Origin of the sequence: Lacrimispora sp., assembly GCF_036758025.1 — a bacterium.
Taxonomy (GTDB): domain Bacteria; phylum Bacillota; class Clostridia; order Lachnospirales; family Lachnospiraceae; genus Lacrimispora.
Genome location: NZ_DAIOXM010000025.1, coordinates 23509 through 47396 on the forward strand (window position 1 = coordinate 23509; position 23888 = coordinate 47396).

The window sequence follows — 23888 nt, forward strand, 5'->3', positions numbered from 1 at the left end:
AGTTAATAATAAAAGGTAGATACATTGGAGGAGACTATGCTGACTTTTCTGGCTTTGGCAATGATCGTAACATTTATCGCATTGCTGTCTAATAAAAAATTATCCGTATTTACAGCGCTTACTCTTGTTCCTCTTGTCTTTGGAATGATTGCGGTGGTGGTAAACGGAGACAACTTTGTCGACTTATTCAACTGGATTAAGGATGGTATTTTCTTTAAACAAAATCCTGAAACCGGTAAGGTGTCCTGGGGAGTTATATCACCCGGTATTACCATACTCTTTTCCATTCTGTTTTTTGACCTGATGCTGAATGTTGGATTGTTTGATCCTGTTGCAGAATTCTTTATTAAAAAGGCAAAAGGAGATCCTTTAAAGGTGACTCTGTCAACCGTAATGGTAGCCAGCGTAGTCGCTTTAAACGGAGATACCACAACAACCATTATTATCTGTCTTGCAGCGTTCAGAAGTCTCTACAAGCAGTTAAATTTAAAATTAAGCTATCTTGCTATCATCATTGTAGCGCCTATCGGAATTTGGAATCAGCTCCCCTGGGGAGGACCTACCATTGCGGCGGCAACTGCCATCGGCGTGGAGTTAAACGAGCTGTTTGCCAATTTGCTTCCAGGCCTTTTAGCAGCCCAGGTGGTGGTAATTGTCATTGCCGGATACCTTGGACTTAAGGAAAGAAAAAGGCTTAATTACGTTACAGCAGGCAGCGGAGATGTTTCAAAAGAAAACTTGGACAGAATGCTTTCCGCAATCCGTGACAAGGACCCGGAGCTGAAACGCCCCAGCCTGTACTGGTTCAACCTGCTGCTTACCGGCGTTGCCATCTTTGTGCTGATTAAGGGATATGTACATGGTTCAGTCGTATTTATGATCGCTTTCTCCATCGGACTTGTGGTAAACTACCGCAATGTAAAAGATTGCAATGAGCGGATCGAAGAGCTTGCATCGGATGCACTTCCCACCACTCTGGCAACTCTTGGAGCAGGTATTTTCTCCGGAGTGCTTTCCGGCAGCGGCATGGCAACAGCCCTGGCTAACTCGGTTGCAGGCATTGTTCCTACAGCCTTTGGTTCTCACATGGCTCCGATTTATGCCATTATTTCCGCACCGGCTATCTGCTTCCTGCCTCAGGATGCCTTCTACTTCGGTATTGCCTCTGTTATGAGCAATGTTATGGGACAGTTTGGAATCAGCCCCATGCAGGCGGCAGTAGCCTCCATGGTAGGGCAGGCATTTCGTCTGGTCAGCCCGGTTATCCCGGCCCTCTACCTGTTATGCGGAGAGACGGAGCAGAACTTTGTAGATTTCCAGAAGAACTATGTGAAATATTTCTTCCTGGTATTCATTACTTATTTAGTGGTATTTGGCATAACAGGAGCGCTTCCGTATTAATAAATCCCATATAGAAAAATACCTATCAGTTCCATATGAAAAAGGAAGGCAAAATTGCCTTCCTTTTTTGATGCCCGTATTTTGGCAAAAGGTCACTTCCTGCCCAACTTGATTTCCTTGAGCCTGTTGGCAGCAGTATTAATATCCATACCCGTTGGGAGAAAACATCTCATGAATGCGCACCGCAATGTAGACATCCTGATAGGAGGATAATCGGGTCAGCTTCCGTCCCAGCAGGCTCTCAATTTTTTGAACCCGGTTGCGCATTGTATTGTAGTGAATGTACATTTTCTGCGCAGCAGCTTTGAGATTTCCATCCTCCTCCAAAAGTACCTTTAAAGTGGCGTATAAGTCGGTTTCATGGTCCTGGTCATAGGCGAACAGTGAGCCCAGGGTATCCATACAGTAGCGGTAGATCTCCGCCCGGTTTTCCGTGCTGTGGATCAACCGGTAAATGCCCAGCTTTTCATAAAATACCGCTGACTGGGTCTGTAAATCACGGGCCACCCGAAGGGAAAGCTTGGCTTCTCCGCAGGCCTTTGCAGCCTCGCTCATCTGGTCAAAGTTCAGGGACACACCTATATAATATTGCTGAAAATGATTGTCCCGCAGCACCGCCTCCAAAAAAGCGATGAGTTCTTCCAGATGAGAAGTATGGGGATTTGAGACCAGCACCAGTACATTATCCTCATAAGTAGCCATCAGCAGCACATCATGGGAAGCTCCGTAACGGATGCGCAGCCCCTCCTGCCGGGACTTCACCCCTTCCAGAAACCGGCGCCGGTCCGCACCCGGCAGGGAGACACCCACCATCACCGCCGGAAATGCCAGCCGCCAGTTTAACCGTTTGGCTCTTGCAGCCGCATCGGATTCGGAAGGGATTTTTCCTCCGATTAAATCGAAGAGAAACTCGTCATGATACCGTTTTTCCATTTCGTTAAGCGCATTTTGCCGGTGGTAAATGATTACGAATACTGTTGCAAACTGTTCAACAGCCATCCGTTCAAAGGCGGAAAGTGACAGCTCTTTATCAGATTCCAGCGAAATATATCCGATAGTTTCCCAATGATTGCGCACTATATAGATACAAAGATAATGATCTTCAAGCTGAAAAAAACGAAACGGTTCACCTGTGCTGTGGGAAAGATTTTTGCGGTCCCATTCTGAAAGACCGTTGGGAGACGGAGAATTTTCGCCCTCTGCGGCAGTGTCCGGAAGAGGAGAAAACCTTGCGTCCAACAAAGCAATCCGGTAGCCGGTCACCTCCGCAAGAGTGTCCCGCAGAATATCATATTCCTGCCGCTTGAGCATGATGTCCAGCAGCAAGTTATGAATGCGGTCCCGCTCGTGCAGCTCTTTTAGGTTGCTTTCCAGCTGATATTTCAAAATTTCGTTGTTTTGCAGAGAAAAGTTTCCGCCGCTGGGCAGCAGCAGGATGGGAAGGGCCAGCTCATCGGCCTGCTTTAAGATCGTATCGGGCACCCGCTCACCCTGACGGTTCAGCTTGAGTGCCAATGCTTTCACTCCCATATCGTAAAGACGCTGTATGATATTAGTTACCTGTGCTTCATTATTGAGCACCGGGTATAAGGTGGAGAATACCAGGGTTTCGGGAGCGATGTCCGTGAGGATATCGGTGATTTCCAGGGTGTGCAGATTGCTGATAAAATGGTGCAGGCCGGAGGCGCCTGCGATCACCCGGCTGCCTTGAAAGCTGTCCAGTTGAAGCACCTCGTCAATTCGTATTGCCAAATGTTTCTCCTCCTTTTGGATATTTTGCATAAAAAAAGATGATATATTTTTATTATATATGTAAACAGGAAACAATACAAGTGAATATTTATATCATTGAGTGACATATCTTTTGAAGATTCAGTATGCTATAATAAATAAAAAGCACCGGAATACAAGAAAGGAGGTGTATGGATATGTATCGACTGCAACATAACGAAACCATCAGAGAAGCCAACAGGCATGTCGTAGAACTGCTTGGCCGTTCTGAACCCTGCTGGGTGGGAGTGGATACTGCTTTGCAGGTGATTCCCGGCATGACCGAATGCACCATTCTCCATGCAGGTCCTCCCATTGCCTTTGAGGCGATGTGCGGGGCGATGAAGGGAGCGGTGGCCGGTGCATTGATTTTTGAGGGACTGGCCGCAAGTTATGAAGAGGCACTGGCCGTTGCCCGGTCGGGAAGAATTACCTTTGCGCCGTGTAACGATCATGATGCAGTCGCTCCTATGGCCGGTATTATTTCGGCATCCATGCCGGTGATTATTGTAGAGGACAAGACTTATCACACCCGTGCTTTTGCTCCATTTAACGAGGGGAACGGCAAGGTACTGCAGCAGGGAGCCAACGATCCCGGCACCATCCTTCGTCAACGGTATATGCGGGATGAGCTGGCACCGCTTCTGGAGCGGATTGTCAGCAGGATGGGCGGGCTTGATATCAAGGAAATTATCGCCCAGTCCCTGCACATGGGAGACGAATGCCACAACCGTACGAAAGCAGCCACTGCCTTGTTTCTCATGAAACTGCTGCCTTATCTTCTGGAGGAGGAAAGAGAGCAGGCTGCCAGGGCCGCCGATTTAATCCGCGACACAGATTCGTTTTTCCTCAATTTTTCCATGGCGGCGTGTAAGGCCGGACTGGACGCAGCTCACGGGATCGCCCACTCCACCATTGTCACAACCATGTCCCGCAACGGTGTGGAATTCGGCATCAAACTCAGCGGCCTGCCAAAAGACGCCTGGTTTACAGGCCCTGCCCAACAGGTGATCGGCATCTACTTTGAGGGTTATGCCCCAGGAGATGGAAACCGGGATATGGGCGATAGTGCCATCGTCGAGACCATGGGTCTTGGAGGGTTTGCCATGTCGGCAGCGCCTGCCATTGCCCAGTATATCGGAGGCACTGCCGAAGATGCCATTAACTGCAGCCTGCGCATGTATGAGATTACAGCCAGCGAGAATTCCAACTATACGGTGCCTGCCGACAATTTCCGGGGGCTTCCTCTGGGAATAGACGCTTTGCAGGTAGTGGGAAAGCGGGTACTGCCAATTATCAGCACTGCCATTGCCCACAAGGACCCGGATATTGGCCAGGTCGGAGCGGGAATTTCCACACCGCCCCAGGAATGCTTTGAAAAGGCGGTGAATGAATTTGCAAAATATTACGGCTATCCATGGGAGTGAGTGCGCCCAAAGCGACATAACGGCAGACGTTACGCTGGAGGAGGGGCTTAAGCAAACTCTTTTAAAAGGCGAATTGGCTGGAATCATTCACAGTGTTTTCTGTAATGTGATCAACTGGCAGGAGGAAAAAACCGGCCGCTTGTACTGCCTGACCTCATCTAAAATTGACGCTGCCTATGAGACAGCCGTCACCTCACTTCCGACACTGGAATATTTAAATGCAGCCCCCGGCATGCCCGTCCGGTTCGGCCTGTGGGGAATCTCTTTTGATGGAGAATTGAAAGTGACCTTCCGGTCAGTGCGTACCGTGACTTTGACGCTGCCTCAATGGCCGTCCCATGCCGGCCCCCTTGCAGCAGCTCTGCCAAACTGTGAACGGCGGTTAAAGGAACAGGGCTCACCGGGTGGGATGCTGCCCGATTGCCATGCAAAAGGCTTTGGGAAAGCTCTGGCACAATCCTTGCAGAGCGGCAGGGCTGCCGCAGAAAAGGCGGTTCGGAGCAAAAATGTCCAGGCATTTTTGGAGGCAGCGGAAGCACTACTGGGATTGGGCTATGGTCTGACCCCTTCTGGTGATGATTATTTAAGCGGATTGCTGCTGACTCTTCATATACCCGGAGGGCCGTTAGAGGATTGGGCGAAGATCGGAAGGACGGTGGCAGATGTTGCGGCGGTAAGCACAACTGATATCGGCGCCTGGGAATTAAACCATGCGGCAAGGGGAATGCCGCGGCAGGATATGGTTGATTTTCTGGAGAGCCTGTTTGCCGGAGACGGCGCATATGTTCCGTATTTAGACAAAATTATATCCGTCGGATCGCTTTCAGGTACGGATATTGCCACAGGGCTTTTGGCAGGACTTATGCTGGCCCTGGAATCAGCACAAAACTAAGTAAAAAGGAGTACATTCGTATGTATATAAAAACAGTAATAAAAAAAGGCCTTTATTTTGATTCTCTCAAACTTATGGGAATCTCCTCCAGCATCAGTGATTTAGAAGGAGTGGAACAGGGAGTTGTTGCAATGGCCACCTTAAAGAATAAGGAAATGCTGCGCAACTTCGGCTTACTTAACGGCGAGCTGGAAGCGTTGTCCAACGGCGATCTGATGATCGTTGTAAACGCCGATACAGCGGAGCACTGTCAGGAAGCAATTGAAACCGCAGAAAAGATGATCTCCGGCAATATCAAACAGTCTCAGGGTAAGCCCTCACAGCCTTCCAGCTTAAGCAGTACGGTCAAGCATGTGCCTGACGCAAATCTGGTTGTTATTTCAGTGCCTGGCGCCTATGCCGCGGCTGAGGCAAGAAAAGCACTGCAGCAGGGCCTTCATGTCATGATGTTCAGTGACAATGTGAGCATTGAGGATGAAGTAGACCTTAAGAAATATGCCCATGAAGAAGGGCTGTTAATGATGGGGCCGGATTGCGGCACAGCCATCATCGGCGGCGTGGCTCTTTGTTTTGCCAATGTGATTCGTTCCGGAAACATCGGTCTGGTTGGAGCATCAGGCACCGGCGGGCAGGAAGTCACATCATTGATCCACAATCTGGGCGGCGGCATTACCCATTACATAGGCACTGGCGGACGGGATCTTTCAGCTCAGGTTGGAGGGCTCATGATGCTGGATGCACTGGAGGCGTTGTCCGAGGATGATGACAGTGAGGTGCTGGTTATGATTTCCAAGCCTCCGGTCAAGGAAGTAGAAGAGCTGGTATTGGCACAGGCAGCCCGCTGCAAAAAGCCGGTAGTCGTTTGCTTCCTCAACAGCAAAAGATCAGGCAGCGACGGAAACCTGCATTTCGTAGGCACACTGGAAGAGGCGGCGCTGAAAGCGCTGGAGCTGGCCGGTATTCATACAGAAGGCATCAGGGACTTAGATCCTGAGGCGGTAAGCACAGCGCAGCAGGCGCTGAATACGGAGCAGAAATATGTTCGCGGTCTTTTCTGCGGAGGTACTCTTTGCGCCGAGGCCATGAGCATTGTGGAAGCCTCTGCCGGAACCGTCAACGGAAATTTATGCAAACAGCCGGAATGCCACATCAGCGCAGGAGAAGCCAGCTTTGGACATACATTCCTGGACTTTGGTGAGGACGAGTATACTGATGGCAGGCCCCACCCAATGATCGAACCTTCCCAGCGCAGCCAGCGCATTGCCCAGGAGGCAAAGGACCCGGAGACAGCAGTGATTCTCATGGACTTTGTCATTGGATATGGCTCTCATGCCGATCCGGCAGGAGCAGCGCTTCCGTGGATTGCCAAGGCAAAGGAAAATGCATCAGAGAACGGCCGGTCAATTGCATTCATCGCTTATGTTTGCGGCACCGACGAAGATTTCCAGGGATATGAGGAGCAGCGTTCCAAGCTGCGTGACGCAGGAGTTATTGTGGCGGACAGTAATGCGCAGGCAGCAAGGCTTGCAGCCGCCATTGTAAAACAATCATAAATCACAAACAATAGGAGGTCAGTGTTATGAGTAAAATTAACAATCTGCTGAAGAACAAGCCAAAATCAATCAACATGGGTCTGGAAGGCTTTCAGGAAGATCTGGAGAAGCAGAACCAGGAAGCGGTACAAATGAATTGGAAGCCTCCGGTGGAGCTTTCCCCGGAGGTGGCCGAGGCCCTTTCCAAGCTGATGAACCGCCCTGACATTGATGAGGCCAACCAAAAAGCGGCGCAGATTATCATCGACGCACATCCGGTACTGATTGGGTACGATACCGCAATTAACGTAGTGCCTGGCATGACAAAGGATACCATCCTCCATGCAGGCCCGCCCATTACCTGGGACCGTATGAACGGAGCCATGCGGGGAGCCATTGCAGGCGGCATTATCTTCGAGGGTTTTGCCAAAGATTATGAGGAAGCCTGCGAGGTGGCAGCTTCCGGTAAAGTTAAATTTTCCCCATGCCATGAACACGGCTGTGTCGGTTCCATGGCGGGTGTTACCACTGCTTCCATGCCGGTACATATTATTAAAAATAAAACCCACGGAAACTTGGCCTTTACCAACTTAAGCGAGCAGATGCCAAAAGTTCTGCGCATGGGCGCAAATGACCAAAGCGTTATGGACCGTCTGCAATGGATGAAGGATGTACTGGGAGAAGTACTTAAGGAAGCCATGAAACTGGCTGGGGAGATCGATCTGCGTGCCATGCTGGCAGGTGCTTTGCATATGGGTGACGAGTGCCATAACCGTAACACGGCTGCTACCAGCTTATTTATCCAGACAATTGCTCCCTATATCGTAGAGACAAGCTTTTCAGACAAGGTGAAAAAGGAAGTTTTCGATTTCATGAACCTTGGAGATTATTTCACCGGACCTACCTGGATGGGTTACTGCAAGTGCGCCATGGATGCTGCCCACAACATTGAAAACAGCACTGTTGTCACCACCATGTGCCGCAACGGCACAGATTTCGGTATCCGTGTCAGCGGTATCGGCGGAAATATCTGGTTTACCGGCCCAGCCCAGAGAGTAGTTGGCATCATGTTCCCAGGATATAAGCATGAGGATGCCGGAAATGACATCGGCGACAGCGCGATCACTGAGACCTATGGCATCGGAGCATTTGCAATGGCGGCTGCACCTGCTATCGTACAGATCACCGGCGGTACAGTAAGTTCTGCTATTGACTATACTGTACAGATGACAGAGATCACCACAGCCGAGAACCATCATTTGACCATTCCAAATCTGGATTTCCGCGGCACAGCCACAGCCATCGACGTGCGCAAGGTGCTGGAAACCGGTATTCTGCCCATTATCAATACCGCTATGGCCCATAAAGAGCCGGGCATTGGTATGATCGGCGCAGGCCTGACTCATCCTCCTATGGATTGTTTTGAGAAAGCAGCAGTAGTTCTTGCAGAAAAGCTGGAAAAATAGGATCACATAAGAAAGGAATAGGTGAAGCGACATGAGTAAATTAACCGCCACAGGTCTGTGCGTAGGTATCCTCGCTGGGTTCTGGTTCTGGCTAAGCGCTTCGGTTCCGTTGTTTGTCACAGTATGCGGCTTTTTCGCCTACGCCAGCTTTTACGCTGCGGGAGGCGGTAAAAAGGGCTTTTACAGCAGTGTGGCTGCTAATCTTTCCGGCATTGTATGGGCGGTCTTGTCCGTAATGCTGGGCGGAATGCTAAACGGTGCGCTGGGAGTAACACTTATGGGGTCCGTATTAGCTACTGTTCTGTGTTCAAGCTGTGTTGTATGGCAGGCACGGTTTAAGTTTCTGGGCTTTGTGCCTGGAGGTTTCTTTGGAATGACGTCCTATTTCGCCTCCGGAAATGATTGGAAGGGCACGGTCATCAGTATGGTGCTGGGCGCTGCCATCGGCTTTTTATCCGAGGCAGGCGGAAATCTGTTGAGCGACCTGACCACAAAAAAACAATCGGGACAGGCATAATATCAGGAATTGAATACATGATGTTGTAAAGAAAAAACCTTCAGCCGTGGTATGTAACTGCGGCTGGAGGTTTTAGTATGTAAAGATACTTATTGTAAGACTTCCTGCCCGGTGGTCAAATTTTAAATACAGTTGCTTAATGCCCCAAAATATTCTATAATCATATGTAATGTTGAAGATGCTTGTTTTATATGCGGAAAAAATGTTGCAGCCGGTTGTGTTTTGGCAGTTTTCTCGCTAAAAACGGTTTCAGCATTTTTGTTCAATTCAAACAAATATAAGGAAGAGAAATATGAGAAAACTAGCTTTAAGCGATGAGGTTTTATTAAAAATCCAACAACCTGCCCGCTACATCGGCGGTGAGGTTAACATGGCGGTGAAGGATCTGGAGAAGGTGGACATTCGCTTTGCCATGTGTTTCCCCGACGTCTATGAGATCGGAATGTCCCACTTGGGGATGCAGATTTTATATGATATGTTTAACCGCAGAGAGGATATTTACTGTGAGCGCATTTTTTCACCATGGACAGATTTGGACCAGATTATGCGGGAAGAAAAAATTCCTCTGTTTGCCCTGGAGTCCCAGGACCCAATTAAAGAGTTTGACTTTATCGGAATTACCCTTCAATATGAAATGTGCTATACCAACATCCTTCAGGTTTTGGATTTGGGACAAATTCCTCTCCATCAAAAGGACCGGACAGAAGAAGACCCCATCATCATCGGCGGCGGCCCCTGTGCCTACAATCCGGAGCCTTTGGCGGAATTTTTTGATATGTTCTATATCGGAGAAGGAGAGACTGTTTATTTCCAGCTCATGGATATTTGGAAAGAAAATAAGAAAAACGGCGGAACCCGTAAAAGCTTTCTGGAAATGGCCGCAGAGATTGATGGAATCTATGTTCCCTCTTTTTATGATGTGACTTATAAAGAAGACGGTACGGTAAAAGCCATGAAACCAAACAATCCCCACGCAAAGGAAACCGTGGTAAAGCAGATGGTTGCCGAAATGGATGACGTTTATTACATCGAAAATCCGGTAGTTCCTTTTATTAAAGTTACCCAGGACAGAGTGGTTCTGGAAGTAATGAGAGGCTGCATCCGCGGCTGCCGTTTCTGCCAGGCAGGAAATGTTTACCGGCCTTTGAGAGAGCACAGCCTGGAATATTTAAAGGCTTATGCTTCCAAACTGTTAAAGAGTACAGGCCATGAGGAAATTTCCTTAAGTTCCTTAAGCTCCAGTGATTACAGCCATTTAGAGGGAATTGTAAATTTCCTGATTGACGAATTCAAAGGCAAAGGGGTTAATATTTCCCTGCCTTCCCTGAGAATTGATGCCTTTTCCCTGGATGTTATGAGCAAAGTCCAGGACATCCGCAAAAGCAGTCTGACCTTTGCGCCAGAGGCAGGTTCCCAGAGACTTCGTGACGTCATTAACAAAGGTTTGTCAGAAGAGATCATTTTAAAAGGGGCAAGTGAAGCCTTCCGGGGCGGCTGGAACCGGGTTAAGCTTTATTTTATGCTGGGCCTGCCTACGGAAACCGTAGAGGATATGGAAGGAATTGCAGAACTGTCTGAAAAGGTGGCTGAGGTTTACTACGAGATTCCCAAGGATCAGAGAAATGGAAAGGTGCAGGTGGTGGCAAGTTCCTCCTTCTTTGTTCCAAAGCCATTTACCCCCTTCCAGTGGGCGAAGATGTGTACAAATGAAGAATTTCTGCAGAGAGCCCACTTAGTTAAGGACAAGTTTCGGAAGATGCTGAACCAGAAAAGCTTAAAATACAACTATCACGAAGCGGACTTGACCATTCTGGAAGGCGTTTTAGCCAGAGGCGACAGGAAAACTTCCGCGTTGGTTGAAGAAGCTTATAAAAACGGAGCCATTTACGATTCCTGGTCCGAGCATTTTAAAAATCATATCTGGAAGAAAGCCTTTGAAACCTGCGGCCTGGATGCGGACTTTTACACCATCAGGGAACGGGATTTGGAAGAAGTATTTCCATGGGATTTCATTGACTCCGGTGTGTCAAAGGAGTTTTTAAAGAGAGAGTGGCAGAATGCCATAAACGGAAGTGTTACTCCAAACTGCCGTCAGCATTGTACGGGGTGCGGAGCCATGAAGTTCAAAGGAGGCGTCTGCTATGAAGCTAAGAATTAAATTTTCCAAACAAGGCCCGGTGAAATTTGTGGGACATCTGGACATTATGCGTTATTTCCAGAAAGCCATGAGAAGAGCCGATATTGATATTAAATACAGTGAGGGCTTTAGTCCTCATCAGGTCATGTCCTTTGCAGCACCCTTAGGCGTAGGACTTACAAGCAATGGGGAATATATGGACATTGAAGTAAACTCCATGACAGACTGCCAGACTCTGATGGATCAGTTAAACGGAACTATGGCAGAAGGAATTAAGGTCACAGACTGCCGCCTCCTGGATGATAAGGCTAAAAATGCCATGTCTTTGGTTGCCGCTGCGGATTATACCCTGACCTTCCGGGAAGGGAAAGAGCCTGAGGATGTGGAAGCCTTTTTTAAAGGCCTTTTGGAATTTATCTCCCAGGAGCAGATTTTTACAATCAAAAAGACGAAAAAGGGAGAAAGAGAGGTTGATTTAAAGGCCTCTATCCATGAGCTTTCTGTAAAGGATGGGATTATTTTCATGAAAGTATCTGCCGGAAGCGCGGATAATTTAAAGCCTGAGCTGGTAATGGAAAGATATTACCAGTGGAGGGGACAAGAATGTCCGGAATTTGCTTTTCACATTCAAAGGGAAGAGGTTTACGGAAACACCGGAGATGAAGAAAACCCGGTTCTGGTACCTCTGGGTCTTATAGGAGAACTCCAGTGAATAAGCTGATCATAACCAGGTGGAAGGGAGCCATCCTCACCCTGCTTCAATCTGAAAGGGAAACCCTTCAGATCGATGTGGAGCCGGATGGGGACCAATCCATCTTAGGAAATATTTATATAGGAAAAGTGAGCAACATCGTTAAAAATATTAATTCAGCCTTTGTGGATATAGGCGGCGGCCAGACCGGGTATTTAAGTCTGTCAGATGACTTTCTTTACTATGCGGGAAACCGTTCCTCTGACGGAAAGCTGCGCCAGGGAGACGAGATCGTCGTTCAGGTGGAACGGGATGCCGTAAAGACAAAGGCTCCGGTCCTGACGGGGAATTTGAATTTCACAGGCCGTTATTTTGTTCTGACTTCAGGGAAAAAACAAATCGGATTTTCTTCCAAGATTACAGATTCTGGCTGGAAACAGGAGATTAAGCCTTATCTGGAAGGGTTAAAGGATGAGGATTTTGGGATCATTGTCCGGACCAACGCCCCCGGCGCATCAAAAAAAGAGCTGGAACGGGAACTGATGCAGCTTAAGGAAGCCTTCCGAAGGGTGATGGATAATGCCAAAAACAGGACGTGTTACAGCCTTCTCTACCGATCTGATCCCTCCTACCTGACCGGACTGAGAGACAGCCTGAAAGCCTCTCTGGAAGAGATTATTACCGATGAACCGGATATTTACGAAGCTGTAAAGTCCTATCTGGCCTGCTATCAGCCAGAAGATTTAAAGCGTCTCACCTTGTATGAAGACGGCCTTCTTCCATTGGGAAAGCTATACCGGATTGAAAAGACCATGGAGGAAGCCTTGGGCAAGAGGATATGGCTGAAATCAGGAGGATATCTGGTTATCGAACCTACAGAGGCCCTGTCTGTAATCGATGTGAATACAGGAAAGTATACTGGAAAAAAAACGCTGCGTGATACTATTATGAAAATAAACCTGGAAGCTGCACAGGAGATCGGGCATCAGCTTCGGCTGAGAAATTTATCCGGCATTATTATTATTGATTTTATAGATATGGAAGCAGAAGAGGATAAAAAGGCCCTTATGGAGCGCCTGAAAGTAATCTTTTCCAAGGACCCTGTCAAAACAACATTGGTTGAAATGACGAAATTAAACCTTGTGGAAGTTACCAGAAAAAAAATACGCAAACCCCTTTATGAACAGGTATCGCAGATATAAGGAGAAGGTTTATTATGAAAATTATTATTGTAGGCTGCGGAAAAGTTGGGACTACCCTGGCAGAGCAGCTTAACAGAGAAAATCACGATATTATGGTGATTGATAAAAATGCCAGTGTCATAAATTCCATTACGGAAAGGTTTGATGTAATGGGAATTGTGGGAAACGGAGCCGTTTATCAGGTACAGATAGAGGCTGGAATTAAGGAAACGGACTTGCTGATTGCTACCACAAATTCTGATGAGCTTAATATGCTTTGCTGTCTGATTGCAAAAAAGGCTGGAAACTGCCATACCATTGCAAGAATCCGGAATCCGGAATACGATTCTGAAGTCCGCTATATCAGGGAAGAGCTTGGCCTGTCCCTGGCTATCAATCCGGAAATGGCCGCTGCCCTTGAAATATCTAGGCTCCTTCGTTTCCCTTCAGCAATTAAAGTCGATACCTTTGCAAAGGGAAGAATTGAGATTATGAAATTCCTGGTACCGGAGCATTCAATTCTTCATAATATGCCGGTGCGGGATGTGTTCAGAAAGCTTGACTGCCATGTTCTGATCTGCGCCATTGAACATGGAAATGATGTTATTATTCCCGATGGTAATTCTATCATAACGGCGGGAGATAAGATTTCATTTATCGCCTCTCCTGCGGAAGCCAATCACTTTTTTAAACATGTTGGAATCGATAATAATGCTGTTAAAACAGTTTTTCTGGCAGGAGGCGGCAGGATCACCTATTACATTGCCAAGATACTGGAGCATACCAAGATCAAGGTAAAGATTCTGGAGAACCGTGTAGAGCGATGCAATGAATTGAGCGAGCTGCTTCCAAAGGCTATGATTATCTATGGCGACGCCACCAACCAGGAACTGCTGCTTCAGGAAGGAATCCAGCAGACAGATGCATTTGCTTCTCTGACTGGCTTTGATGAAGAAAACATTATGCTCTCCCTGTATGCTGCAAGTCAGTCAAAGGCCAAGCTTATTACTAAGATAAACAGAATTGCATTTGAGAATGTCATTGATTCCATGAATTTGGGCAGCGTGATCTATCCTAAGCTGATCACGGCTGAAATCATTCTCCGGTATGTCCGGGCTATGCAGAATTCTATGGGAAGCAATGTGGAGACTCTTTATAAAATTGTGGCAGACCGGGCAGAAGCCCTGGAATTCCGTGTGGCAAATGAACCTTCCATTATAGGAATCCCCCTGGAAAAGCTGGAACTCAAGAAAAATCTTCTGGTAGCCTGTATTAACCGGAAAGGGCGCATTATCAGTCCCCGAGGAAAAGACACCATAGAAGAGGGAGACCGCGTAGTTGTGGTTACCACTGTAACCGGCCTCAATGATCTGAAGGATATACTAAGGTAGAAAAGGCGGCAGATTATGAATAAAAAAATAATTGTTTATCTTTTAGGCTGGATATTGATCATAGAGGCTGTCTTCATGCTGCTTCCATGTATTGTTGCTTTGATTTATAAGGAAGCAAGCGGCATTTGGTTTGCCGCTGTCATGGCTGTTTGCGGAGCCATCGGGTTTGCCTGCATTCATAAAAAACCTGAAAATCTGGTTTTCTTTGCAAAGGAAGGCTTTGTATCCGTATCCTTAAGCTGGATTGTCCTGAGCTTTTTTGGCGCACTGCCATTTTATTTAAGCGGAGAAATTCCCCGGTTTGAAGATGCTATGTTCGAGATCATTTCCGGCTTTACCACCACAGGAGCCAGTATACTGACAGATGTGGAATCTCTTTCAAAGTGCATGATTATGTGGAGAAGTGTTACTCATTGGATCGGAGGAATGGGTGTTTTAGTATTTATCCTATCCATCCTTCCTCTTGCCGGCGGCTACAATATGTATATTATGAAAGCGGAAAGCCCCGGACCTTCTGTAGGAAAGCTGGTTCCCAAGGTGCGTACAACGGCCAAAATTCTTTATAAAATATATTTATTCATGACAGTGCTTCAAATAATTCTTTTACTGATAGGGGGAATGCCGCTGTTTGATTCCCTGGCAATCAGTTTCGGAACGGCAGGCACCGGAGGCTTCGGTATAAAAAATGACAGTATGGCCTTTTATAACAGCTATTACCTTCAGGGCGTTGTCACAGTATTTATGATTTTATTTGGTATAAACTTTAATGTATACTATCTTTTTTTGGTCCGCCAGCCCAAAGAAGCCTTCCGATGTGAAGAAGCCAGAGCTTATCTTGGTATTATTGCCGCCTCCATCTTGCTCATTACCTTAAACATCAGGGGAAGCTTTGAAAATGTTTTTTCTGCCTTTCATCATGCGGCCTTTCAGGTGGGGTCCATTATCACCACAACAGGGTATTCTACCGTTGATTTTGATTTGTGGCCCGAATTCTCAAAGGGAATCCTGGTGGTGCTTATGTTTATTGGTGCATGTGCAGGCAGTACGGGCGGTGGATTTAAAGTATCCCGTGTGGTTATCCTGATAAAGGCGATAAAAAAAGAATTGGGATCATTGATCCATCCGAGAAGCGTTAAGATATTAAAGCTGGAGGGAAAGCCGATTGAACACAATGTGATGCGGTCTATTAATACCTTTCTGGGCGCATACATTTTGATTTTTACTTCATCTGTTCTGGTGGTAAGCCTGGATAATTTTGATCTTACCACAAATTTTACTGCCGTTGCCGCAACGTTTAACAACATTGGGCCGGGGCTTGGAGGCGCAGGGCCCCTTCAGAATTTTTCACATTTTTCACCGTTATCTAAAATTGTTATGATGTTTGACATGCTGGCTGGACGTCTGGAGGTATTCCCCATGCTGCTTCTTTTTGCTCCCTCCACCTGGAAGAACGGCTAAACAGGCAGGTGAAATTTCCCTTTTTTATAAAAAATTATTGACACGGTTATTGAGGAGTGCTATATTAATATGGTATGCCGCACAATGAGGTCAAAAAGTCTTCTTTTTTAAGGAGCACCGAAGTTGGCGAGTAATGATAATAGGAGGTGCCATATGTACGCAATTATTGCAACAGGTGGTAAGCAGTACAAAGTAGCGGAAGGCGATATCATTAAAGTAGAAAAGCTTGGTGTTGACGCTGGTGATGCTGTCACATTTGACCAGGTACTTGTTGTAAACAATGGAGAATTATCCGTTGGCTGCCCAACCGTAGCAGGTGCTACCGTAACAGGTACAGTTGTTAAAGAAGGCAAGGCTAAAAAAGTTATTGTTTACAAGTATAAGAGAAAAACTGGATACCATAAGAAAAATGGTCACAGACAGTCTTATACACAGGTTAAGATCGAAAAGATCAACGCTTAATTATGATTAGAGTAACCGTATTTGCTGATTCCAAACAGCATTACACAGGAATCCAGATGCTGGGACATGCAGGCCTGGCGGATGATCCACAGGAAGGACAGGAACTGGTTTGTGCCGCAGTGTCGGCTCTTACCTTTAATATGGCCAATAGTGTGGAGCAGTTTACAGAAGATTCCTTTGAAGTGGAAGAAGAGGAAACATCAGGTTCCTTTCAATTCCGTTTTACTTCAGATGCCAGTTCAGAATCACAGCTCCTTATGAATTCTCTTGTATTCGGATTGCAGAATATAGAGGAAGAGTATGGAGAACCATATATTAAAATCCTATTTGAGGAGGTGTAAGCAATGTTAAAGATGAACCTTCAATTTTTCGCTCATAAAAAGGGTGTTGGTTCCACAAAGAACGGTAGAGATTCCGAGTCCAAGAGATTAGGCGCCAAGAGAGCTGACGGTCAGTTTGTATTAGCTGGCAATATCCTCTACAGACAGCGCGGAACTCACATTCACCCAGGCAATAACGTAGGCCGCGGAGGCGATGATACTTTATTCGCTTTAGTGGATGGCGTTGTAAGATTTGAGAGAAAAGGCAGAGACAAAAAGCAGGTTTCTGTTTATCCGAAAGTAATCAACGAATAATTGGACCGGCTTCATACCTTGACGTATGGAGCCGTTTTTTGCGATAAAAGAAGCATCTTGCGGGTGTACCATTATGTCCAGAGAGCGTGGGCAATAATAAGGAAGCACCCTACGGGTATACCATTATGCCCAAAGAGCGTGGGCAATAATAAAGAAGCACCCTACAGGTATACCATTATGCCCAAAGAGCGTGGGCAATAATAAAGAAAGGAAATAGGTGAATGAATGTTTGCCGATAGAGCAAAAATATTTATCAGATCCGGAAAAGGCGGCGATGGCCATGTCAGCTTCCGGAAGGAACTGTATGTTCCCTGTGGCGGCCCTGACGGCGGTGACGGTGGAAGAGGCGGTGACCTTATATTTGAGGTGGATGAAGGCTTAAATACCTTAAGTGATTTCCGCCATATCCACAAATATGCCGCAAAAGATGGAGAGTCAGGCGGAAAGCGCCGCTGCCATGGAAAAGACGGAGAAAGCCTGATAATCAAGGTTCCGGAAGGAACGGTAATTAAAGATTTTGAATCAGGAAAAGTCATTGCCGACATGTCCGGAGAAAACCGCAGAGAAGTCATATTAAAAGGCGGAAGAGGCGGACAAGGAAATATGAACTTTGCAACCCCCACCATGCAGGCGCCTAAGTATGCCCAGCCGGGACAGTCGGCCCAGGAGCTTTGGGTTCAGCTGGAACTGAAAGTCATTGCGGATGTAGGATTGGTTGGATTCCCCAATGTAGGAAAATCCACCCTTCTTTCCAGAGTCAGCAATGCAAAGCCTAAAATAGCTAACTATCATTTCACCACCTTAAATCCACACCTGGGTGTGGTGGATCTGGAGGGAGGAAAGGGCTTTGTTATGGCCGATATCCCGGGATTGATTGAGGGAGCATCAGAAGGTGTAGGTCTGGGACACGATTTCCTCCGTCACATTGAACGTACCAGAGTCCTGGTTCATGTAGTAGATGCTGCGTCCACAGAAGGCAGAGATCCCATTGCAGATATTCATGCTATCAACAAAGAACTTGGGTCCTATAATCCGGAGTTGTTAGAGCGTCCTCAGATCATTGCAGCCAATAAGATGGATGCCATCTATGGAGAGGATGAAAACCCGATTGAAAAACTTAAAGCAGAATTTGAGCCCCAGGGAATCAAGGTTTTCCCCATATCTGCAGTCAGTGGACAAGGAGTCAAGGAACTTCTTTACGCTGTTTCTGAGCTGCTTCAGACTGTAAATTTAAGTCCGATTATTTTTGAAAAAGAGTTTGACTTACGCAGCCTGGTTGGAGTACATCTTCCCTATACGGTTGAAGTGACAGAAGATGGAGTATATGTAGTGGAAGGTCCCCGTATTGAAAAGATGCTGGGCTATACTAATATCGAATCTGAAAAAGGCTTCCGTTTCTTCCAGAATTTTTTAAAGAACAATGGGATTTTAGAAGAACTGGAGCAGGCCGGAATCCAGGAAGGTGATACGGTCCGCATGTATGGCCTTGAATTCGATTATTATAAGTAGAAAGGAAGTCCGATTTTCTTTGAGAAAATCATGTCAGGGAGAATATTATGACAAGTAAGCAGAGATCCTATTTAAAAGGATTAGCGATGAATATAGATCCGGTCTTTCAGATCGGAAAATCCAGCCTGACTCCGGAAATAACCGCTGCCATTGCAGAGGTACTGGAGGCCAGGGAATTAATAAAAATTACGGTACTGAAAAATTGTCTGGATGATGGAAACAGCATAGCCTCCGTACTGTCTGAGCGCACCCATTCTGAGGTGGTTCAGGTGATCGGAAGGCGGATCGTCCTTTATAAGCAGGCAAAAGAGGAAAGCAAGAGAAAGATTGTACTTCCCAAATAATCCTGCTTCCCTTTGAAACAGGGAGTGGAATATTATGAGTAAAATAGGTATTATGGGCGGCACCTTTGACCCCATACACAACGGGCACCTGATGCTGGGAGAACAGGCGTATAGGGAATATGAACTAGATGAGGTCTGGTATATGCCCTCTGGAACTCCTCCCCACAAAAGAAATCACTATGTGACAGAAGGTGCCATGCGTCTGGCTATGACAGAACTTGCAGTGAATGGCCATAAAGGGTTTGTCTGCTCTGATTTTGAACTGAGCCGGAACGGGAATACCTATACGGCCCAGACCCTTGGCCTGCTTAATAAAGAACACCCGGAACACTCCTTTTATTTTATTATTGGGGCAGATTCCCTGTATGAAATAGAAAGCTGGTATGAACCGGCCAAGGTGCTGGCACAGGCGGTCATACTGGTGGCAAGCCGGGAATATGAGAATGCAGACCACTCCATGGACAGCCAAATTGCCCACCTCTCCTCTATATACGACTCTGATATCCGTATCCTGCATTGTAAGGAAATGGATATTTCATCTGCTCAATTGCGCCAGATGATTGCAAGAGGGCAGTCCATTGAAGAGTTTGTGCCTCAAAAGGTTGCGGCTTATATTCAGGCACATGGCCTGTATCAGGAGGCAGAAACATGAAAGAGAATATTTTTAATCTGCGGAATGATTTGAGAGGGAAATTAAATCCTTTCCGCTATGAACATACAATCAGTGTGTCTTTTACCTCGGCAGCCCTGGCAATGTGTTATGGAGCTGATTTGTCCAAGGCGGAATTAGCAGGCTTGCTCCACGACTGCGCCAAGCATTACAAGGATGAAGAGATTATAAAGAAATGTACCAGGGAATCTATTTTGTTGACCGATGATGAACGGAAAGCACCAGCAGTGCTTCATGCCAAATATGGAGCGTGGCTGGCAGTGCATAAGTATCATGTAAAAGACGAAGAAGTAATAAATGCCATCCGCTGGCATACCACCGGAAGGCCCAAGATGACTCTGCTGGAAAAAATTGTTTTTACAGCCGATTATATTGAACCCAGGAGAGACCGGGCGGAAGATCTGCCTTTTGTGCGCTCCCTGGCGTTTAAAGACCTGGATGAATGTGTTTATCAGATTCTGAAAGGTACCCTGAAATATTTGGAAGGGAAAGGAAGCTTTGTGGACTCTGTGTCAAAAGAGGCATATGCTTATTATAAGCAGGTTCACGATGAAAAGAAGGGAGAGAAAGAATGAATCAGTCAATTGAAATGGTGAAGGCCGCCTATGAGGCTTTATCAGATAAAAAGGGTGAGGATATCAGTATAATTGATATTCGAAAAGTATCCGTTATGGCGGACTACTTTATTATTGCCAGCGGTATGAATGTCAATCAGGTTCAGGCTATGGTTGATAATGTGGAAGAGGAACTGGGAAAAAGAGGATTTATCTGTAAGCAAATGGAAGGCTATCAGACTGCAAACTGGATTCTCATGGATTACGGCGATATCATTGTCCACGTCTTTGACCGGGAAAACCGCTTATTCTATGATCTGGAAAGAATTTGGAGAGACGGAAAGACAATTGCAGTTGAGGAACTGAAGGATTGAACTAAAACAGATAAAATTGAAGTTTTGAAGTGCGAAATCAGATGATGAGACAGTTTATGGCTGCCTGATTTTAACCTTCGGTAGAAGAAAACGGTTTAATCAAATAAACCGTTTTTTAATTTGTTTGGAGGTGAGTTTACATAATTATATTATGTAAACTCACCTCTTGTTTTTATAGGCCCTGTCATATGTATGACACATCAATGAATTCCCAGACGGAACAGGCCGATTACTTTTCCCAAGATATTGATCTGGTCCACAATAATCGGTTCCATGGAATCATTCTCTGGCTGCAGGCGGTAGCGGCCGTTCTCCTTAAAAAATCTCTTGACAGTAGCCGAATCATCCACCAATGCAACAACAATCTCTCCATTGTGAGCTGTATGGCACTGTTCGACAATAATCTGATCACCTTCCAGAATGCCGGCATTAATCATGCTGTTTCCTTTTATCTTCAGCATGAAGGTTTCCGCATTGGGAAGCAGTTCTGCCGGAATAGGATAGTAGTTTTCAATGTTTTCCTCTGCATAAAGAGGCTGTCCAGCTGCTACAGTTCCCAGAACCGGCACGTTCACAACCTCCCGGCGGGTCAGATTAAAGCAGTCATCAATGATCTCAATAGTCCGGGGCTTTGTGGGATCTCTTCTTATATATCCCTTATCCTCCAGAGTTTCCAGATGGGAATGAACGGAAGAAGTTGACTTTAAATGAACTGCTTCACAGATCTCCCTTACTGCCGGGGGATATCCTTTCTTTAATATCGTTTCTTTTATATATTCTAAAATCTCCTGCTGTTTAGGTGTAATTTTGTCCTGAGCCATAACACCGCCTCCTCAATCCTTTATCATTAAAACTATAGTAACATATGTTCGGAGAAAAAGCAAACCTTTGTTCGAAAAAAGCAAAAAAACATTTGACAAACGTATGTTCGTGATGATATGATGGGAATATAGTAAAGGAACGTATGTTCTTGGTCGGATTATCATACAGGAGGTACACGCATGATGAAGCAGTTAATTACATTATCAATTATCGTTTTGCTGGGGGCAGGTTTTTTAGGAAATTCCATTATAAATACCATGGCAGGGGAAATGGAAGAAGTAACAGAGAAGTATTATACCAGTATTCAAATACAAAAAGGCGACAGCCTGTGGAGTATCTCAGAAAGGTACAGGGAAAACAGCGGTCTGAGTACAGCCCAATATATGAAAGAGTTAAAAAATATGAACGGATTAAAGGAAGATATCATTCACAGCGGCCAGTATCTAACAGTCATGTATTTTATAACAGACTCTGATTGATTACTTCAAAACCGTTGATTTTATGGGGATAATAACTTAAAATAGTGGTAGTGCTAACCATCAGGGAGAGAGTTCAGGCTTCCCATTATTTTATAGTTAGAGGATCAGATATAATATGAAGTTGACTTTTGGAATTCTGGCGAAAGAACTTTCACAGAGGTTCGGGAGCGCTTTCTCTGAAAATATTCTGGATTTTGCAGTATTTGCCTTGAGAATGGAAAGGAAGCTACCCTTACAGAGGATCTCATTTGTAATGTTGCGTTAAGGAATGGTTGAAGCAAAAACAAAAAATTCAGTAACCAAACAGGTCTGTGGCGATTGCTCTCTCCAAGAGTTAAGCCATGTGAGCCAGCATATTATGATTTTCTCCAGTAAACCAAACTGTAAAATCTAAAATCACACTAAAAATGGCCAGCTTCTTGTCTTTTGACAGGAAGCCGGACATTTTGTGTTCTTCAGAAAGGGAGCGATCCTCAAAACCTTTTGGAGTTTGTCGGCGCGCGTATTATACATACCGGAAGCCGCGGGACAAAGAAGCGCCCGGATGTCCCAAAGGGATATCCTCATGATATACAGCCATCCCCGTCGGAGGATCCGGAAGCTGTGCGGCACCCCAAATTCCTTGTGGGAAGGTGAAAACATTACAGGGGTCATAACGCTCCTTTATCTCCCGCAGCCTGCACACATGTGTCCCAAAGTATTCCTCCAGATAATTCGGCAGACGGTTATATGGGAAATTAATATAGGCACCCACTGTTACATCAGCCAAATCTGGAAAGCGATCATTGATCCACTTCTGGTTTTCCTGCTGGAAGCTGCGGTCCTCCCATATGGTTTCCAGCCATACAATAAAAAGGGCATTGCGGTAATAAAAGGCGGTTTCCTCCTGCGGGATTTCTGCAACCCTGCCGCCCAAAGCGTACAAGGATAAGCCTGCGAAGACAGAGCCTTGGGCAGGCTCTCGAATCAGACGGACCAACCCGGCAATTTCCTCGGGGGTCCATTCACGCAAGGCATAGCGGCTGACCGCCTCAAATTTTTCATAGGGAGGGTAGCCGCTACCGATAATGGTGACAGCCTCTAAAAAGGTAATATATTCAAAACGGGATCGGGCGCAGGGAAGAGTTAGAAACGGCTGCATGAGCGTCTGCGCCTCCGATTCGTTTCCATAGAAAATGCCTCGGACCAGCATTGCCAGCCCATCCGTCGGGGAGTTGTATACCCTGGCGATCAGGGTGGCTCTTGGGTCGGCCTCTGGCAGCCAGCTCTGCCAGACCTGGAGAAATGCCTCCTGCTCGGCGGCGGTCACATGGAGATAATCTATTTCGATTAGAGTGACGAAATCAACCTTGGGTGGTAACTGGAATTTCATGGCTGTAACTATTCCGAAATTCCCTCCGCCCGCACCCCGGCAAGCCCAGAAGAGATTGCTGTTGCAGTCCCTGCTGGCTTTGAGGATACAGCCCTTGTCGTTTACCAGTTCAATCTCCTCCAGACTGTCACATCCCAGGCCCAGCCATCGGCAGGAAAGTCCCCAGCCTCCACCTGTAGCGTATCCGCATATTCCTACCGTGGGACAGGTGCCGCCGGGGAATGGGTACCCTCTGGAAGAGATAAACTGATAAATCTGTCCATTGGTTGCTCCGCTCTGCACATGCAGTATATTTCGGCTTTCATCCAGTGATATTTCGTTCATTTCGCTGACATCGATCACCAGTGTGCAGTTGCCGTTGGAATAGCCCTCGTAATTGTGTCCACCACTTCGGATACGCAGCGGCACATTGTAGGCCCTGGACCATATCACCGCGTTGGAAATGTCGCATCTATTCCGGCAATACACAATAATCAGCGGGTATTGCTGGAGGGCCTGGTTAAAGCCCTGCCTTGCCTCATTATATAAAGGATCAGCCGGTATCACAACACGGCCGGTTAAATCACAATCACATCGGTTCACGATACAACTCCTTTTCTTCATATTGTGCAGTAAATTTTTTAGATTCAGTCAGTCAGCAGAATAGACGATTGATACTACAATATATGAAAGAACGGAGCCCGCAGTTCAGGAGCATCCCTCTTTTGTATTTCTGTGGCAAAGGAGGCGCTGCCCATGGAAAAAAACATACACATCTGGAATAAATTCAAATTAAGATTCGTTATGATGACCAGAGAGAGCGAA

The 23888-nt window shown here is 46.3% G+C and carries 23 protein-coding genes; 20 read left to right on the forward strand and 3 right to left on the reverse strand.

From position 1 onward, the window contains the following. Positions 1–36: 36 nt before the first annotated feature. Positions 37–1401: a CitMHS family transporter gene (locus tag V7M78_RS17860; protein ID WP_333651726.1), complete on the forward strand. Its 1365-nt coding sequence runs from the start codon at positions 37–39 to the stop codon at positions 1399–1401. A 138-nt stretch (positions 1402–1539) separates the two neighbouring features. Here the strand turns inward: V7M78_RS17860 and V7M78_RS17865 are convergent, their stop codons facing one another. Next, positions 1540–3153: a PucR family transcriptional regulator gene (locus tag V7M78_RS17865; protein WP_333651727.1), complete on the reverse strand. Its 1614-nt coding sequence runs from the start codon at positions 3151–3153 to the stop codon at positions 1540–1542. Between the two features lie 176 nt (positions 3154–3329). On the opposite strand from V7M78_RS17865, the gene V7M78_RS17870 reads away from it, so the two are divergent. From V7M78_RS17870 to rsfS, 18 genes are all read left to right on the forward strand, one after another. Next, complete coding sequence (locus V7M78_RS17870) at positions 3330–4598, forward strand: DUF1116 domain-containing protein (protein ID WP_333651728.1); 1269 nt, start codon at positions 3330–3332, stop codon at positions 4596–4598. After that, positions 4561–5490 (forward strand): DUF2877 domain-containing protein, encoded by a 930-nt coding sequence (locus V7M78_RS17875; RefSeq protein WP_333651729.1) that lies wholly within the window; start codon positions 4561–4563, stop codon positions 5488–5490. The genes V7M78_RS17870 and V7M78_RS17875 overlap by 38 nt, the downstream gene beginning before the upstream one ends. Before the next feature lie 20 nt (positions 5491–5510). Beyond that, a complete protein-coding gene (gene fdrA, locus V7M78_RS17880; protein WP_333651730.1) occupies positions 5511–7043 on the forward strand; it encodes an acyl-CoA synthetase FdrA in 1533 nt (510 codons plus the stop codon). Between the two features lie 26 nt (positions 7044–7069). Continuing rightward, positions 7070–8488 (forward strand): DUF1116 domain-containing protein, encoded by a 1419-nt coding sequence (locus V7M78_RS17885; protein ID WP_333651731.1) that lies wholly within the window; start codon positions 7070–7072, stop codon positions 8486–8488. Positions 8489–8519: 31 nt separating this feature from the next. Further along, positions 8520–9005, forward strand: a complete 486-nt coding sequence (locus V7M78_RS17890) for a DUF1097 domain-containing protein (protein ID WP_333651732.1) — start codon at positions 8520–8522, stop codon at positions 9003–9005. Positions 9006–9297: 292 nt separating this feature from the next. Continuing rightward, positions 9298–11163, forward strand: a complete 1866-nt coding sequence (locus V7M78_RS17895; RefSeq protein WP_333651733.1) for a TIGR03960 family B12-binding radical SAM protein — start codon at positions 9298–9300, stop codon at positions 11161–11163. Next, complete coding sequence (locus tag V7M78_RS17900; protein WP_333651734.1) at positions 11147–11854, forward strand: TIGR03936 family radical SAM-associated protein; 708 nt, start codon at positions 11147–11149, stop codon at positions 11852–11854. The genes V7M78_RS17895 and V7M78_RS17900 overlap by 17 nt, the downstream gene beginning before the upstream one ends. Next, complete coding sequence (locus V7M78_RS17905; RefSeq protein ID WP_333651735.1) at positions 11851–13035, forward strand: ribonuclease E/G; 1185 nt, start codon at positions 11851–11853, stop codon at positions 13033–13035. Before V7M78_RS17900 ends, V7M78_RS17905 begins: the two co-directional genes overlap by 4 nt. A gap of 14 nt (positions 13036–13049) precedes the next feature. Next, a complete protein-coding gene (gene trkA / locus V7M78_RS17910; protein WP_333651736.1) occupies positions 13050–14405 on the forward strand; it encodes a Trk system potassium transporter TrkA in 1356 nt (451 codons plus the stop codon). Positions 14406–14420: 15 nt separating this feature from the next. Further along, a complete protein-coding gene (locus V7M78_RS17915) occupies positions 14421–15863 on the forward strand; it encodes a TrkH family potassium uptake protein (protein WP_333651737.1) in 1443 nt (480 codons plus the stop codon). Between the two features lie 153 nt (positions 15864–16016). Further along, positions 16017–16325, forward strand: coding sequence for a 50S ribosomal protein L21 (rplU, locus tag V7M78_RS17920; RefSeq protein ID WP_158379277.1), 309 nt, complete (start codon positions 16017–16019; stop codon positions 16323–16325). A gap of 2 nt (positions 16326–16327) precedes the next feature. Beyond that, the gene (locus tag V7M78_RS17925) at positions 16328–16666 is read left to right on the forward strand and encodes a ribosomal-processing cysteine protease Prp (protein WP_333651738.1); all 339 of its coding nucleotides are present in this window, start codon (positions 16328–16330) and stop codon (positions 16664–16666) included. A 3-nt stretch (positions 16667–16669) separates the two neighbouring features. Next, positions 16670–16960 carry a 50S ribosomal protein L27 gene (gene rpmA / locus V7M78_RS17930; RefSeq protein ID WP_333651739.1) on the forward strand — a complete coding sequence of 97 codons (291 nt, stop codon included), beginning with the start codon at positions 16670–16672 and terminating at the stop codon, positions 16958–16960. 225 nt (positions 16961–17185) lie between these two features. After that, a complete protein-coding gene (gene obgE, locus V7M78_RS17935) occupies positions 17186–18469 on the forward strand; it encodes a GTPase ObgE (protein ID WP_333651740.1) in 1284 nt (427 codons plus the stop codon). Positions 18470–18516: 47 nt separating this feature from the next. Continuing rightward, a complete protein-coding gene (gene yhbY, locus V7M78_RS17940; protein WP_333651741.1) occupies positions 18517–18813 on the forward strand; it encodes a ribosome assembly RNA-binding protein YhbY in 297 nt (98 codons plus the stop codon). Between the two features lie 34 nt (positions 18814–18847). Further along, positions 18848–19465, forward strand: coding sequence for a nicotinate-nucleotide adenylyltransferase (nadD, locus tag V7M78_RS17945; protein ID WP_333651742.1), 618 nt, complete (start codon positions 18848–18850; stop codon positions 19463–19465). Further along, complete coding sequence (gene yqeK / locus V7M78_RS17950; protein WP_333651743.1) at positions 19462–20058, forward strand: bis(5'-nucleosyl)-tetraphosphatase (symmetrical) YqeK; 597 nt, start codon at positions 19462–19464, stop codon at positions 20056–20058. Before nadD ends, yqeK begins: the two co-directional genes overlap by 4 nt. Then, a complete protein-coding gene (rsfS, locus tag V7M78_RS17955) occupies positions 20055–20411 on the forward strand; it encodes a ribosome silencing factor (RefSeq protein ID WP_333651744.1) in 357 nt (118 codons plus the stop codon). Before yqeK ends, rsfS begins: the two co-directional genes overlap by 4 nt. A gap of 200 nt (positions 20412–20611) precedes the next feature. Here rsfS and lexA read toward each other — a convergent pair whose 3' ends face one another. Further along, positions 20612–21232 (reverse strand): transcriptional repressor LexA, encoded by a 621-nt coding sequence (gene lexA, locus V7M78_RS17960; RefSeq protein ID WP_333651745.1) that lies wholly within the window; start codon positions 21230–21232, stop codon positions 20612–20614. A 180-nt stretch (positions 21233–21412) separates the two neighbouring features. Between lexA and yneA the strand changes: the two genes are divergently transcribed. Further along, positions 21413–21712, forward strand: a complete 300-nt coding sequence (gene yneA / locus V7M78_RS17965) for a cell division suppressor protein YneA (protein WP_333651746.1) — start codon at positions 21413–21415, stop codon at positions 21710–21712. A 505-nt stretch (positions 21713–22217) separates the two neighbouring features. On the opposite strand, the gene V7M78_RS17970 is transcribed toward yneA, so the two are convergent. Next, positions 22218–23666 carry an FAD-binding oxidoreductase gene (locus V7M78_RS17970; protein WP_333651747.1) on the reverse strand — a complete coding sequence of 483 codons (1449 nt, stop codon included), beginning with the start codon at positions 23664–23666 and terminating at the stop codon, positions 22218–22220. Positions 23667–23888 lie beyond the last annotated feature (222 nt).